The organism is Phocaeicola faecicola, assembly GCF_013618865.1.
Taxonomy (GTDB): Bacteria; Bacteroidota; Bacteroidia; order Bacteroidales; family Bacteroidaceae; genus Phocaeicola; species Phocaeicola faecicola.
This window is the reverse complement of sequence record NZ_JABSOE010000008.1, coordinates 77938-92673: the sequence shown is the minus strand read 5'-3', so window position 1 is coordinate 92673 and position 14736 is coordinate 77938. Positions and strand designations below refer to the sequence as shown.

Annotated in this window: 20 protein-coding genes; 6 read left to right on the top strand and 14 right to left on the bottom strand. The window is 50.0% G+C overall.

Going from position 1 to position 14736, the window contains the following annotated elements:
• From traN to H3001_RS04035, 5 genes are all read left to right on the top strand, one after another.
• A partial coding sequence (gene traN, locus H3001_RS04055) for a conjugative transposon protein TraN (protein WP_246368464.1) occupies positions 1–723 on the top strand: 723 nt, incomplete at its 5' end.
• 2 nt (positions 724–725) lie between these two features.
• Positions 726–1298 carry a conjugal transfer protein TraO gene (locus H3001_RS04050; RefSeq protein WP_181214136.1) on the top strand — a complete coding sequence of 191 codons (573 nt, stop codon included), beginning with the start codon at positions 726–728 and terminating at the stop codon, positions 1296–1298.
• A 12-nt stretch (positions 1299–1310) separates the two neighbouring features.
• The gene (locus H3001_RS04045) at positions 1311–2177 is read left to right on the top strand and encodes a toprim domain-containing protein (protein ID WP_181214135.1); all 867 of its coding nucleotides are present in this window, start codon (positions 1311–1313) and stop codon (positions 2175–2177) included.
• Between the two features lie 39 nt (positions 2178–2216).
• Positions 2217–2723: a DUF3872 domain-containing protein gene (locus tag H3001_RS04040; protein WP_005644341.1), complete on the top strand. Its 507-nt coding sequence runs from the start codon at positions 2217–2219 to the stop codon at positions 2721–2723.
• A 13-nt stretch (positions 2724–2736) separates the two neighbouring features.
• A complete protein-coding gene (locus tag H3001_RS04035) occupies positions 2737–3252 on the top strand; it encodes a glycoside hydrolase family protein (protein WP_008779475.1) in 516 nt (171 codons plus the stop codon).
• A gap of 76 nt (positions 3253–3328) precedes the next feature.
• Here the strand turns inward: H3001_RS04035 and H3001_RS04030 are convergent, their stop codons facing one another.
• Together H3001_RS04030 and H3001_RS04025 are read right to left on the bottom strand one after the other, a co-directional pair.
• Positions 3329–4255 (bottom strand): DUF932 domain-containing protein, encoded by a 927-nt coding sequence (locus tag H3001_RS04030; RefSeq protein WP_181214134.1) that lies wholly within the window; start codon positions 4253–4255, stop codon positions 3329–3331.
• Between the two features lie 44 nt (positions 4256–4299).
• Complete coding sequence (locus H3001_RS04025) at positions 4300–4590, bottom strand: DUF4120 family protein (protein WP_005647125.1); 291 nt, start codon at positions 4588–4590, stop codon at positions 4300–4302.
• 322 nt (positions 4591–4912) lie between these two features.
• On the opposite strand from H3001_RS04025, the gene H3001_RS04020 reads away from it, so the two are divergent.
• Positions 4913–5257: a hypothetical protein gene (locus tag H3001_RS04020; RefSeq protein WP_005647127.1), complete on the top strand. Its 345-nt coding sequence runs from the start codon at positions 4913–4915 to the stop codon at positions 5255–5257.
• Between the two features lie 60 nt (positions 5258–5317).
• On the opposite strand, the gene H3001_RS04015 is transcribed toward H3001_RS04020, so the two are convergent.
• The 12 genes from H3001_RS04015 to H3001_RS03960 all read right to left on the bottom strand — a co-directional run bounded on the left by H3001_RS04015 (position 5318) and on the right by H3001_RS03960 (position 14678).
• Positions 5318–6028 carry a hypothetical protein gene (locus H3001_RS04015; protein ID WP_005647129.1) on the bottom strand — a complete coding sequence of 237 codons (711 nt, stop codon included), beginning with the start codon at positions 6026–6028 and terminating at the stop codon, positions 5318–5320.
• A gap of 2 nt (positions 6029–6030) precedes the next feature.
• Entirely contained in the window at positions 6031–6396 is a 366-nt protein-coding gene (locus H3001_RS04010; protein WP_005647131.1) for a hypothetical protein, read from the bottom strand.
• Between the two features lie 10 nt (positions 6397–6406).
• Positions 6407–7429, bottom strand: a complete 1023-nt coding sequence (locus H3001_RS04005; protein WP_181214133.1) for an LPD29 domain-containing protein — start codon at positions 7427–7429, stop codon at positions 6407–6409.
• 12 nt (positions 7430–7441) lie between these two features.
• Positions 7442–7651: a hypothetical protein gene (locus H3001_RS04000; protein WP_181214132.1), complete on the bottom strand. Its 210-nt coding sequence runs from the start codon at positions 7649–7651 to the stop codon at positions 7442–7444.
• Position 7652: 1 nt separating this feature from the next.
• On the bottom strand, positions 7653–8285 hold the full coding sequence (locus H3001_RS03995) for a hypothetical protein (protein WP_005647136.1): 633 nt from the start codon (positions 8283–8285) through the stop codon (positions 7653–7655).
• The gene (locus H3001_RS03990; RefSeq protein WP_181214131.1) at positions 8282–8869 is read right to left on the bottom strand and encodes a hypothetical protein; all 588 of its coding nucleotides are present in this window, start codon (positions 8867–8869) and stop codon (positions 8282–8284) included. Before H3001_RS03990 ends, H3001_RS03995 begins: the two co-directional genes overlap by 4 nt.
• Before the next feature lie 37 nt (positions 8870–8906).
• Positions 8907–9836, bottom strand: a complete 930-nt coding sequence (locus tag H3001_RS03985; protein WP_181214130.1) for a hypothetical protein — start codon at positions 9834–9836, stop codon at positions 8907–8909.
• A 90-nt stretch (positions 9837–9926) separates the two neighbouring features.
• Positions 9927–10214 carry a hypothetical protein gene (locus H3001_RS03980; RefSeq protein WP_005647140.1) on the bottom strand — a complete coding sequence of 96 codons (288 nt, stop codon included), beginning with the start codon at positions 10212–10214 and terminating at the stop codon, positions 9927–9929.
• 20 nt (positions 10215–10234) lie between these two features.
• Positions 10235–10603, bottom strand: coding sequence for a hypothetical protein (locus H3001_RS03975; protein WP_005647142.1), 369 nt, complete (start codon positions 10601–10603; stop codon positions 10235–10237).
• Between the two features lie 12 nt (positions 10604–10615).
• Positions 10616–10930: a hypothetical protein gene (locus H3001_RS03970; RefSeq protein ID WP_005647143.1), complete on the bottom strand. Its 315-nt coding sequence runs from the start codon at positions 10928–10930 to the stop codon at positions 10616–10618.
• 20 nt (positions 10931–10950) lie between these two features.
• Positions 10951–11448, bottom strand: coding sequence for a hypothetical protein (locus tag H3001_RS03965; protein ID WP_181214140.1), 498 nt, complete (start codon positions 11446–11448; stop codon positions 10951–10953).
• Between the two features lie 227 nt (positions 11449–11675).
• On the bottom strand, positions 11676–14678 hold the full coding sequence (locus H3001_RS03960) for an N-6 DNA methylase (protein ID WP_181214129.1): 3003 nt from the start codon (positions 14676–14678) through the stop codon (positions 11676–11678).
• Positions 14679–14736 lie beyond the last annotated feature (58 nt).

Sequence of the window (14736 nt, the reverse complement as noted above, 5' to 3'; positions counted from 1 at the left end):
CCAAAATTCATGAACATGACAAATAAACTGATATTACCAGTGGAGAGCCGTATGCAGGGAGACCTGCACGTACGGTTCGGGGGCAGGTTATGGGAAACCTACCACCGAAAGGTGGCAAGGCGTCCATTACCGAGCCTACATGTAAAGTATGCGGAAGAACCGTTGTTGCTGAACATCGAGATGAAGGATTTCATCCATGACGGAAGCGAAGTGAACCGTCCCAACAACGCCCTTGACATTTACCTGAAGGAACTCGGCAGCGAGTCTCCGAAACTGGTATATCTCATCTCGAAGTCCGTCCACAAGGACAACAAAAGGCACATCAAGCATATCGGGAGCAAGGCGTTCGGCATCCAGTACCTGCTGCGCGGTCTTTACACCCATAACGGGCTGCTGTACTTTCATACACAAATCAGAAACCGGTCCAACGTACCTTATGAAGTGGATTTCGTGACATTCAAGATTGTGGACAAGAAGGTGATGAAACGTACCGCCATCCAGGAACAGGTGATATTTCCTTTGCGTGCTTACGACTATGTAACAACTGTCGCAGGGAAAAAGGACGGGCGCACCGTCTTCGTCCTGGACAAATTCACCATTCCCTCGGACAAGGTGCTGGTGGTGGAAATGCACGAGAAAAGCGGTGGAAGGCACCAGACCTTCACCGTGGAAAGTGAAGATATCGTGAGAGCCAGAGTTATAAACGAACTTAAAGTGAAGTAGTCATGAAGAAGTATCTGTTTCTATTCGTTACAGCCGTGTCGCTTGCCCTGTTCCCGGGGTGGGCACATGCCCAGCGGTATCTGCCCGGAATGAAGGGCGTGGAACTGCGCGGAGGATTTGCGAACGGCTCGAAATCCCCCTTGAATCATTATGCCGGATTTGCCGTTTCAGGATATACAAAAAGAGCCGACCGTTGGGTCATCGGTGCCGAGTATCTGATGAGGAATTACGGGTACCGGAACGTGAATGTGCCCTGCGCACAATTCACGGCAGAAGGCGGCTATTACCTGAAATTCCTGTCGGACCCGACCAGGACGGTCTTTCTCTCCATCGGCGGTTCCGCACTGGCCGGCTATGAAACCGTGAATTGGGGAGACAGGATGCTGTATGACGGCTCAACGCTGCTCGCCAAGGATGCGTTTGTCTATGGCGGTGCGATAACCCTGGAACTTGAGACTTACCTGACAGACCGCATTGTCCTGCTTGCCAATATCCGGGAACGTGCCTTGTGGGGAAGTTCCCTGGATCTGTTTACAACCCAATTCGGATTGGGAATCAAATTCATTATTCATTAAAACTGTACATCTATGACTATAGAAGAGATAAAAGCTATCCCTATCGCCGCTTTTCTGGCAAGGATGGGATATGAACCGGCAAGAAGACGGGGTGACGAATACTGGTATCTGGCCCCGTACCGGGAGGAACGCACCGCCTCGTTCCAGGTGAATGTACGAAAGGAAATCTGGCATGACTTCGGCACCGGGCAGGGAGGTGACATATTCAATCTTGCCGGGGAGTTTATCGGCAGCGGGGATTTCAAGGCGCAGGCCAGGTTCATCACAGAGACATGGGGCGGCCTCGCCCCCGAGCACAAGACCGTTTCCCGCACTGATGGGAATAACAGGGAGGATCTCCTCAAGAAGGAGAGTTTCACGGATGTACGCTTCGGGCCTCTATACAACAGAGTCCTGCTCCGATATCTGGCGGAACGCGGCATTAGCAGCGATGTGGCTGTACCGAACTGTCGGGAAGTCAGATATACCTTGCACGGGAAACGGTATTTCGCCATCGGATTCAGGAATGTCAGCGATGGATACGAGTTGCGCAACCGGTTTTTCAAGGCCAGCCTGTCACCTAAGGACATTTCACTGATGGATAACGGTTCGGACACATGCAACCTCTTCGAGGGGTTTATCGACTGCCTTTCGTGGCTGGAACTCGGTCTGGGATATGGAGACGACTATCTTGTGTTGAACTCGGTGTCATTGCTGGAACGCTCGTTCCCTATTCTTGACAGGTACGAGAGGGGCAACTGTTATCTGGATCGGGATGAAGCCGGACGGCGCACGCTGGAGGCACTCCGCAAACGCTATGCGGATAAACTGGTGGATTGTTCCTCTTTGTATAAAGGCTACAAGGACCTGAATGAATACCTGCAACATAAGTTCCTGTAAGTGTCGAATAAAGTATAACGTATTAAAATCTGATAGAATATGAATGCAATGAATAAAAAAAGAGGATTGGCCGGAATGGTGGCAGTCCTGTTCCTGGGTCTGGCGGTTTTGCTGTTGTCCGCCTGTTCTGATGAAATGGAAGTACAGCAGTCTTATCCGTTCAAGGTGGAGAACATGCCTGTTCCCACACGTATAATAAAAGGCGAGACGGTGGAAATACGCTGTGAACTCAAACGTGAAGGACATTTTTCCGATGCCCGCTACACCATCCGCTATTTCCAGCCGGACGGCAAGGGTACGCTCCGCATGGATGACGGGATGGTGCTGCTGCCCAATGACCGCTATCCCCTTGACAGGGAGGTGTTCAGGTTATACTACACTTCTGAATGCGAAGATCAGCAGACAATTGACATCTATTTTGAGGACAACAGCGAACCGGCACAGCTTTACCAATTGACTTTTGACTTCAACAACGAGACGGAGGACGAGGATTCCGTCGTGACTGCGGATAGTAAGGAATTGCCGGTCACAATTGTCGGACACTAAGCCGGTCCTGCCTATGATGAAGTTAAAAGCAATATGGTTTGCGGTACTTTCCGCCACGGTCTTTTTTCCGGGTATGCCTTCAAGGGCGGAGAATCCGGTAAAGGCAAGTCCGGACAGGTTCAGTCTTGCGGTCGAGTGTGTCAAGCGATTCGAGGGCTGGCATGGAGAGAAAAAGCATTGGCCTTATGTCGGGTGGGGTCACAAGGTTCTTCCCGGGGAGAGGTTTACCAACAGCATCTCCAAAGCGCAGGGAGACTCCATTCTGAGGGAAGACCTCCGTAAGCTGTGCCGCATGTTCAGTTATCTGGGGCGTGATTCTTTATTGGCAGCAGTCCTTTCATATAATGTGGGACCCTACAGATTAAAAGGATATGGAAAAAGACCGAAAAGCCGTCTGTTAAAGAAGCTGGAGTCGGGAGACCGCAATATTTACAAGGAATATGTCTCTTTCAGGTGCTATAAAGGAAAAGTGGTTCCGAGCATCGAACGGAGAAGGAAGGTGGAATTCATGCTGCTTTTTGAAGAGTAAATGAAAAAGGGAGAATCTTTCAGTTGTTATCACTGTCAGGTTCTCCCTTATTTCTTTGGCTTGAGAAGCTTGCATGTCAGTTTATCGGAACGGCATCCTGTACTTCCACCTCTTCAGAGAGACGGGAAAGCAGGAGTTCCGCCATGGCTCCGTTCTGTGGAATAAGGGCCGGGAAGTCTGTCTTTCCAGGCTTATATATTTCAGTGGCCACGTTGTACAAATCCCATGCGGTAATCTGTCCCTTGCTCATGGCCAGTTTCAGCACCTCTTCCGTGAAGATGGAAATCTGGCTCTGGTTCAACGGGTAGGTTTCTACAGTGGATGACAGGTTTCTGTCCGAACTGTCATGGGAAACGCGCAAGGCTGTCAGCAAGCCGATGTACAGGTAGATTTCCTCCATCGGGATAATCCGGCGTTTCAACCGCTGAATCCTTGCAATGTCCTCGTTCATGTTCACCTCGAAATTGGCCAGCCAGCCGTCCACGGTTTCGAAGAGCTCATCGGTTGTCACCTTCTTTTTCCCGTAATTGCTGATGCTCCGCTGCGGTGAGAGGATGCACTGGTTATGGCATATCTTCACGCAGGGGCCTATGGCTGCCTGTATGCCGTCCTGGTGGTAGGCGACGACCAGTGTGGTTGTCAGCTCGTCCGTCTCCCAATCCCTGATCCGGATAGTAGCGAAAATACGGCGCAGGATATGGGCTTCCACGGCTTTTTCGCCATGTGTCTGTTCCACCTGCGGGAGGATGCTCACTCCCGACTGTGTCTTGTTTCTGTTCTGGGCAGCGAAGATTTCTTCCACCTCATAATCGAGATTGTATTTCTCGCAGATGTCCATCATGCGCCGGATGACCTGGTAATGGTAGATGCCCTGCACCGGATTGTTGTAGATGTCATTTTCTTTATAGGTGCGTTGAAGTGTCTCGAAGTTCATCACTTCAATTCCGTTTTTCTGGAAGTCAAACTGCTGTTGTCTTTCCATTACTGTCAATGTCGTTTCCATATTGAATTGAATTTTATAAAGTTAATACTGTCGTTTGCCTCTCATCAGGTGTGTATCTGCCATCCATGGAACGGCTGTAGTGTCACGGCGAAAGAACGGTCCGGTATTCCGTGATAGAGCAGACCGCCCACGATGCCTGTCCTTCCGTCGGGATAGTGTTGGGTGAAGCCGAACGAGTATGGGGCATGGTCATAGTAGAGTGAGATTTCGCTGGGACAGTCAGGATTTTCCTCCCAGCTCTTCAACCGTTCCAGGCATTTCCGGAGTGAGGTGTCACCGATGGATTCGGCATAACGCTTAACATTCTCGAAATGTTCTTCATTCAGGATTTTCATGATTCATTGTATTTTATCTGTTAAACACGTCCGGCTCCGGGAGCCGGTATTTTTATTTCTCACCTGCCTGACTGTCCCGTGGCAGTACCCGCAAGGTTTGGCGAAAGAAAATACCGCAGCCGTCAGGCGAGGATGATTTTCTTTCAGCCAACCCCGCAAGGGGCCTGACCTTGACAGGGTACACCGGACACGGGACTACCTTTGCAGGGTGGGAAATAAAATACACGGTAGTGTGCTTTGCATGGTCTGTGGCGATTCTCTTCCTGATTTGTTCGCCATTGCCGGACAAAAGATGTATTTTTGCAATTCTAATTTCAGTTTTATGGAAAACTATATAAAGAAAGCGGCGGATGCTTTCCTTGTGGAGCGTCCGTACGGTATGCGTGTGGATTACAGGAAGAAAGGATTCGTGCTGTTTAACCGTAACCTCAATGTGTTGGGAAATGCGGAACAGACCCGTCTGGAAGAACTGCCTCTGGAGCGGTTCAATGTGGAGGAGATTCCGTTGGAGGGTGAAGTCGTGGAGGAACACGCAGGATTTACCGATGTATTCTTCTATACCGATCTGACCAATCCCTATGCCGGATATGTGCTGAATTTGCAAAAGCTTAAAGCCTATAACCGGTTGATGTTTCCGCTGGCAATGGCGCTGAACCGTGAATTGTGAGGCCGGAAGCCGGTAGCGGTAACAGCTGCATGGAGCAGACCGTTACCGCCCCGGATTTAATTATTTGCCCTCTTTTTCTGTAATGAACGCCAGATAGGCGGACACGGCCTTATGGCATCCGGTAAAGTCCGGAGTCCGGCAGCCCTTGATTTTCCGGAAACTGACGGTGCCGTTCCTGTCAATGCCCCTCACATGCCTGTTGAATGTCCCTTTGGTTCTGATATGGATGTCAAAACCGTCCCTTCCGGTGATTTCAAGGAACATTTCTCCCGTAATCCGTTCCCCGTCCAGGAATTTCCGTTTCTGTTCATTGAGCAGCCACTGATGTTGCTCTTCCTGCACTCTGCGCTCTTCCGCCTCTTTCTCCTTCTGCTCCCTGCGTTTCTGCTCCTGTATTCTTTTATACTCCTCACGGGCTTGCACCAGGGAAGTGGTGTCAAGTCCGAGAGCCTCGAACACGCGGACGGAGATCAAATTGACGAAGGCTCCTCTTTCCGCACTTTGAAGCGTATCCGCAATCCAGTTCCTGCAATAGGTGGCGGCTTCCTCTCTGCAACCTTCTCCCTTGAGAAACCGGCGTGAATACTGCCCGCTGGAAAAATAAACGTTTTCAATCCGGCAGACCACATGGAAACAGTCATCGTCTTCATTCCCGTCTTCGTTCTTTCTTGACAGGGAGAGATATACATTCTTCGCATACGGCTCCAGTTCCATATAAGAAGCCACGACGGTATTCCCGTCAGACTTGTACTTGAACACTTTTGCTTTCATTGTTACATTTTTTTTGATTGTCCGTTCATATAATCCGTAATTCTCATTTCCAGTTCATCGTATATCCGGTTGAACAGTTCCTGGTACTCTTCCAGAAAAGCCCCGTCCGTATCGCACATGTCTTCGAGTGTCTTTCCATTTGCACGGCACAGCTCCGTATCGGCCAGCTCACAGACAATCTCGCTGAGCATCGAGCGGTCCTTGTCTTCGGGAAGCAGCCCTCCTTTTTTCAGGAGGCAGTAGTTACGGATATTGATTCGCAAATACAGGTCCGCCTCTTTCCACCGTCCATCGGGAAAAAGAGAGAATGCCTGTTTCAGTCCGTCGGGCTGTCCGCCCCACCATTCGTTCAAATTGTTCGGTTCCATATTGATAAGTTTAATTGATTACTGTCTGTTTGGTTTGCCATTGCCGATGGGCGGTGATGTATTCCTGGCGTTCCTTCTCCAGTAACGCTTCTGCTTCGGGAGTGTAGCCGATAAAACGAATGTAACCGCCGTTATATCCGGTAAGCTTGCACCGAATACCGGCTTTCTCCAATTTGTCGATCCGTTTCTGAGCCAGTTTCGCGCTTGAATAATCCTTCGGCCAGAAATAATGCTCTCCGTGTGAGCCGTAATGGTCTTCTCCGAGTATCATTTCGCCGGAATGCCTCCTGTGTTCGATGAAATCAAAGCGGGCTGTGCCCAACGCCTGCCTGATGGCCTTATGTGCCGGACCTTCGGGATGCTTGAACACTTCCGGCTTGTCCTTCCCCTTGCAGTCAAGTTTCGGCAGTTCCACCTTGTAAGGCTTCCGGTAACTCCCTATAGCCAATGTCAGGTAGAAATTGGTATGGAAATAATCCGTCATCGCATCGCTGTCATCGAAGTTGTATGACATGACAAAGTCACAGACATTCAGCATCACCTCCTTGGCACGGTCTGTAAGATCGGGGTTCCGCTCTATGTTGTAGTGGTTGATATGATCCTGTACTTTGCCGGATTCCCTGGTGAACGCCTCAAAGTCCGCACTCATCAGTTTGATGTAAATGGAATTGTAGTTCTCCCGTCTGACGGAGAACTTATATCTCGGATAGGTTTCCTTTAGCCAGATTCTCACAAGTTCTACGATTTCAGGGGCATGTTGCCCTTTGTAGTTGCGACCTTTCCAACGGTATTCATTATACACGTACTCGGTATATTCCTTTGCCGTGGCACCCGAATAGTCATGTTCATACCCGGTTGATGCGGCAGAGACATCCGGTTTGTCTTTCCAGACTTCAAAGAGCCTTTCAAACTCGGTGTTCACCTGTTGCATGATGGCAGTGTCACCACCCTTGTCCGGGTGGTGCTGCAATGCCAGACGGCGGTATTCCTTCTTCAGGTCCGCCAATGAATGTATGTTATGAAAATAAGCCATAGCTATAGGTATTTATGCCCCTGCGAGGCGGTTGATAAAATATTCCCGGTTGTCAAGGTCAAGTCCGAGGTTGCTGCACGCCATTTCGATGTCATCTTCCCTCAGGTCGTCCGCCTCCTGCAACTCGCGCAGGTACCGGATTTCAGAATCCAAGTATTCCTGCGCTTCCATATGGCTGCAACTACATGAGTTGCTAATCTGTTCAATGATGTTAATCTGCATATTATTCGTTTTTAGAATTATACCTGTTGTAAATTTCCCGTTTATGTTCGTAGTCCCGGCTGTTCCACCATTGGTCTGCCGCATCAATGAATGTCTGCGTGTTTTCGGAAGGCGGAGAGTCACAGACTTTCAACCCTGTGATTTGTTCCTTTGTTTCAAAACCGCACGACTCCCACCAGCCCTGCATCTTTTGTGTGAACTCCGCCTTAGTACAGAAAAAGACCTGAACGCCACATTCTTCGCACCATTTCCCATCGCACCACAGCCCGTTATTGTCATCATGCACATAGCTGATACGTTCATCCGTATTGGCGTTTATCCATGCTTGGATTTCCAACTGCCGTGAACCGCATTCTTTACAGACAAGGATGTCGGAATCGTCCGGCTCTTTTCTGAAAGCCCTGCCGTCATAGAGTGTAACGGCACGTTCCACGAGTAGTTTCTGGTTGTTTTCCGATAACTCGGCAAAGAACCGTTCCGCCGCGCCGAATATGGACTTGTCCGCCAATGCGGACCATTTATCCCAGAAGTGCCGGTACATATCTCCAAATACGACCTTGCATTCTTCCTTGCTCCAGGCGTTCCACATATAGTAGAAGAAGCTGGAGACAGCATTTTCCGCTTGATATTTCATTGTTCTTCAGCTTGTGGTTCTACTTTTTTGCTCTCTTCCAGTTGCTGCCATACAGCCTCATACATTCCGGAAAGCCAGTCGATGTTGCTGGCTCCGAGTTCGAACGGGCTGTAACATTCCACTTCATCACCGCTTTCTTTTTCTTCGGCAAGGACGGTCAGGCTGCTGTCCGTTACCCGGAGTCCTGTCACCCTGCATTCGTAGGGGTCTCCGTTCTTGCCAAACCATATCACCCAGACCGGGTCATAATCCTCTTCCGGAAACCGTATCGCGTTCATGGCATGGTCATGGAGCAACTGCCGTATCGCTTCGATGATGTCTTTTCGCAGTTCTTCGATCCTGTCTCCGAACACCGACATGGGGGATTTCCCGCCTCGCTGCTTTACGGAGAGAACCTGCAAGTCCGGATGACAACCGAACTTCCAGTCCGTCACTTCATCGTCATCCCGCGTTGTGTGGATGTTGCCGCCCAATACCAGGCCGCAGTCTTCCGCCACCATGCTTTCCGCTTCTTCACGGTCTTCCGCCACCACTGTGTAAGTACCCTCGAAGATGTACCTTACTTTTACATCGTATTTTTCCATAATCTTCTATGATTTGATTGTTGATCAGTTGATTTTATCAGGATACAATGCGAACCGCATCTCCGAAAAAGGAGTCGTCCACCCCATATACATGCCGGACCGAACAGTCATATTTGGAACGTTCGTCATCCAGCCGGAAGCGGAAACCATGATAGTCCTTGACTTCCAATTTCAGCTTTACGTCCCGTTTCAGTTTCATTTCAAGCAGGCTTCCACCACCATACGTCGAACTGAAAAGTCCGCAACAGTTGCCTTTGGGGATAACGATCTCTTTCAATGAAAAGTCGGCTTCATACAGCTCTTTCAGGTTTACCCTGCCGATGTATGTCAGCAGGTTCTCCCCGCAGCAGGAATTGATAAGTTCCTCGTAGAATTGTTCGTAGGAAACCTGCTCCTTGCCGTTCCGGTTCTTACGGTTCGGGAAACGCCCGTAAGCCCTGTAGCCGTGCTCTGTCAGGATTTTCTTTACTCTTGCCGGATTGAGGTTCAGGCTGTCCACCATGTCCCCAAAGTAGGATTCCTCGTACCTGTAACCGCCTTGAGATTCAAACCGGTTGGAGTTGATGCAGTCATAGTTGGAAAGCATCTCCACACGGATAGGAATGTCGTCCGTGTGCCTTACCAATTCCTTCACCACGTCCGAATCGTTGCGGCTGTAAATCTCGTCACGGATTTCATCTTCGTATTCATCGAAGAAGTCATCGACCGCTTCCCCGTCAAAGTCATGGAATACTGTACATTCCTCTTTCAGTTTCGCAATAATCTCACGGGCAGCCTCCCATTCGGCATCGCTGTACCACTCGTCTGCCTTTTCCCACAAATGTTCACGGCTCTTGCTGTCAAGGCATTTTTGAATCAGTCCGCAATGATTGTCAAGGTTGTCATTGTAGTCCGTCCATATTAGTGTATAGGCCGGTTCCATCAGGGATTTGATGAAATCCAATGTCAATGTTTTCTGTTCATCCATTTCTGTTACCTGTGTACGGCAGGATTCCTTTTCCCGTACATACCGTTATAAATGACGGAAGCGGCCTTCAAGCCGCCTCCGTGTTGTTTCCTAACCATACAGTTCCTTCACGATCTTGTCATATATTTCCTTTGCCATTTCCGTATTCCGGTTGAAGTGGAAATAAGCCGTGTATCTGTATCCTGTTCTTGGCACTCCTCCGCACTGCTGTATTGCCCTGTCTATCTCCCAGTCGATATCACCTATGCCAAGAGATATGCTTGTGCCATGCAGCATACACCGTGCGAGTTTCAATGCGGAATCTGTCTTGTCTTCCTTGCGCAACCGGTCGAAAGCCATCAGCGCGATTTGTCTGTTTGAAATCTTTATCTCTTCCATATATTTTGCATCTGTTTGGGTCAGACAATCCCGGTAAGTTGCCTGAATCGCGCAACTATTTCATTGCATTTGCTTTGGGCAAGTTCCTCATATTTTTTGCAAATGGCACAGTATGCCTTCCAAGGCTGGCCTCTAAGCTCGTGCTCGTATGAGGACCTGACCAATTCCGGATATTCTTCAAAAAGTGTCTTGAATGCTTTACGCCATTTGCGCCCTTGCCACAATCCGTTTGCTATCAATGTTATGAATTCAAACATCTGTTCGTCTGTTTTCACATCCAATGCATAAAAATGGTCTGTTGTCGGCCACACGTTGTTGGAATGCTGCCAAGTTTCTATCTGCTTGGTTTTGGCATTGTATGCCATTCTTGTAATTACCTGGTGACTCATATTGATATGTTTTTAGTTCATTACCGTATTGTCTCTTTTCCTGTCACGGCTTGCCAGCATCCCGAAATGGATGCTGAATATGCGCCGGCTGAAGCAGAGCGGCGAGTTGTATTCCACCCGTTGCCACAGGGTAAAGTGGTTGTCGGAGAATGACCATCTGAAATATCCTGACAACGAGCCGAATAGCGGATTGGCATTCCTGTTTATCAGGAACCTGTTCACATCCACGATGTGCCCTGCCGTCAGGAGAATGTTCAGTATCTCCACAAACGCCATTTGCGAATAGGGGTCAACCGGCATTACCGGTCCTTTGAAGTTGATTTCCATCTTGTATATGTTTATACGCTTTAATCGTAATTGTCATCGAATACCTCGAAGCGGGGAATACCCGTGTCGAAATAGTTGCTTGATATGCCCGGATAGTACAGCAGGCTGTCATCCCCGCTGTCCGGGCAAGGCTCATCGTCGATATAGGCCGCATTTCCATAAAGTTCGATATAGTGCGCCACCAGCAGGTGCGGGTCTTCTGTACTGATGTCATGCCCGTAACGGTCACACCAGTCGAAGAAGCAATCCTTGTCGGGTTCCTCCAGCTGTTCCATCGCCTCCCTTATCTCGAAGAAGTTGGAACACAGCCATTCCCGGTTGATGAGCAGGTCCGGGATTTCCTCCCATTTCGTGTACCTGTATTCCGGAGTTTCCTCTTCGGGGAACAGTTCGGAGCAGGTGCACAGGAATTCCCCCATGTCGCCGAAGTCGGACATTTGCAGCAGGTTGTCTTTTTCCTGCCCCATGTCTATGAGATGCTGCGTGGTCACTGCCACTTCTGCCTGATTCAAGTCCATGATATTCTTCATTATAGTTTATGATTCGGAACCGGGGATTTCATTCCACAGGCTCCAAAAGGTCCGCACCCCGGCAGTGCAGGTTTTTTCAGGAAAATACCGGAGCCTCCGGCGAGGATGATTTTCCCGAAAACCGCTTGCGGCATGACCTTGCTCTGCCGGTAAGGGGGCGGGCTACCTTTGCCTGTGGAATGGAATCTGCGGTTTCTCATTTGTTTTTCCATTTTTCAGTTCATGATGCGCTGGCTTCCCCAGCTGATGTGTATCTTGCCTTCGCTGTCCCGTTCCCTGACCAGCAGGCTCTCGATGACGGACATGGTGACGTCGAACTCCTCGAAGATTTCCGACTGTTCCTTTACTTCGCCCGTCTTGATGAACTCGTTCAGCCGCTCTTTGGTAAGCACCAGCGCCATCAGGTTCTGCTCCACGGAGTCCTTGTAGGTGACATAATGCACGTCCTTCAGCTCTTTGGAGTCGAGACGGATGAAACGGAAGTAGAACTGCTCCATCTTCGGGATGTTCCATTGCAGGGATTCAAGTATCACGTCGTTGCAGGTGGGTATGTTCACCGAACTGCTCAGGCTCTGCTGCGTGCATACCAGTATGCCGTTGATGGTGGAATCGAACTCCGTCACGATCCTTTGCCGTTTCTTGAACGCCACGTCGCCCTTGACCACAAATACGGGACGGTCAGGAAAACATTCGCGAAGACGGTTCTCGTAAAGGTCGAATGCGGCTATGGACGTGCAGCCGACAGCCACTTTGCCGGGTATCTTCCGTACCAGCCTTTCGATGTACCTTGTCTTGTTCGGAATCCCGTCTCCGGAATAGCCCTCTATCAGGTGTGGGACGGAGCAGGCCTTGATGAGCAGCTTGATCTGGCGCATAAGCCGGAGTCCGGCATCCTTCTTTGCATCCCCCGTGCTGTTGTAATACAGTTCGCAGATGCGGCAGAACTCCTCGATGATGACACGGTAAACCTCACGCTCGCCGTCGGACGGGCTGACGGTATGTGTCCGTATCTTGTATTTTTCTCCTGCAAAGTCCCTGAACTTGCGTGTAATGACGGTCTTCCCGATAAGGCCGGCCAGCTCCTCCTTGTTATAGACATCCTGGTTCTGCTTCTCAATGCCGAACACGGTGGATTTCCCCGGACAGTGGCAGGCACGGAAAAGCACATGCCCCCTGAAAGCGGGGAACGGCTCACCATAGTGCGGATTGTTATCTTCCTCGATCTCCTTGTCCCTGTTCTCGTGGTACACCCGACTGCTCCAACAGACCATGTTTATGGAATTGTTATACAACAGCTCAAACTGGCTGTACAGTTCGGCGATGTTGTTGCGTGTGGTCGTACCGGTGTCGAGTATCTTGTATTTGAGGCGGCGGAAGAGACCGAGGATATGCCTTGTACGTTGTGACGACGGGTTGGTTATCTCGTCCGACTCGTCGAAAACAAGGCACAGTTTTCTTGAACTGCGTTTGACGAACCTTGCCATGCCCCGTTTCAGCTTGCCGAGCATGGAGGTGGATAGGACGATGAACACGCCTTCCGGCACAGTTTCCAGGTCGGCATTGTTCCTTGCCACCCGGAACTGTTCCCTGTTTATCGAGAGGAAGGGTATCCATGTCATATTGGTGGCGATGGCAGGAGCCAGTATGATGACATTCCGTACTTTGCGGAATTTGAGCAGGTATTTGGCACGATGGTACACGGCGGCAGTCTTGCCAGAGCCTTGCTGCCAGTTCAGCAGCGCGTGGCGTTTCTGCAAGACAAGGTTCAGGTCGTGTTTCTGGAGCGTGGTAAACTCGCAGGTCTCGCCGTCCTTGTTGATGAATGCACACCGGTCCAGGTATTCTTTCAGCCTGTCATCTTCTTCCATTTCCGGGAACAGCCGGTTCTGCATTTCGTACTCTCTCCGCTTGCGTCGGATCAGTTTCTCCGCCGCACGGATTTGACGCATGTTCTTTTCTGTCGGCACTTCCGGTATGGGCAGTTCAGTACGTTCCAGCACGAGGTCGTTGATACTTGCCGCCTTGTGCGGAACTTTGTCAAGGAGTCGCGGAGCATATTGTTTCAGTTTGAAGCCGTATGAGGTCTTCACCAATGCCACTTCCTTGCGAGGTACGGTATTTTGCGAGGTGATGTACCTGCGGATGACGGCAAGCACTTTCTTCGGGGTCAGTTTGTTCTTCTCCCATTGCTCCACCTGCTCCCGCGTGGCGTTCTCAGGCGGTTTCTGGTTACGGAACTTCGTGACCAACGCTTCCGCCTTGTCTATATGTTTGTTCAACTTGGCGTGCGCCTTCAGCTCGTACATGTACTTGGCAAGTTTGTACTCGAACAGCTCAAGTTCTTCCTTGTCGATCCGGTTGGTTTCGCGCATCAGGTCGAAACGCAACCGGTGTTTCATCGCCCTGGCCTCGCCGATGCGCTTTTTCAGCTCGTCCGCCGTTATGAATTCTTCCGCGTTGTAAGCCTGCATCTTGATGTGGCCCGATTTACGGAGAAATACCATGATTTTCGTATTGAAGTCATGGACTCCGACTGCGGCAAAGGCTGACGGGCCCAACTTCGTCTGACCGACAAATGAGAATCTGCCGTTTATACCGGCTATCCGTGTCTTCTCCCAGAACCCGCTCTGCATGAAGGAACAGGGCACGATGACCATCAGGATTCCTGCCGGATTGAGCACATCGTAAGCCTTGTCCATATAGTATTCCTGCGACAGTTTGTAGTCGAACTTCAAGTTAAAAGGAGGATTGCCGATGATAACATCGAAACGTTGTTCCGGATAGTATTGCCGGATATCGCATTTCTCGATATGGGCTTCCGGGTAGAGGTATCGTGCGACAGACACGGCCTTGCCGTCTATGTCGAAGCCGTAGGCATTATGCGGGTTGGGCAGATGGTTGAAGAAATAGCCCATACCGCAACACATGTCAAGAACCATTTCGGATGAGACAGGACACAGCATATCCACCATGTCCCGGCATATTTCATGCGGGGTGAAGAACTGTCCCATCTCGAACTCCTTCTTCGCTTCGGCATACTCGTGGTAGCTGGCAAAGTCGGACTGTTTGAGGTTGTGCAGCCCTCCGATACCGGTATAGCAGTTGTAGATGCTCTCCGCCGGAATGAGGTCCTTGCCGGAGTCTATGGCGAAAAGTATCTTCTCGTTGACTTCGGCACGCATACCTTGCGGTATCTGTTGGGGGATGATGGCATACATGACTTTATCTGTTTATCGTTAAAAATGAAAACACCCCGCAAGGATTGCCTTACGGGGT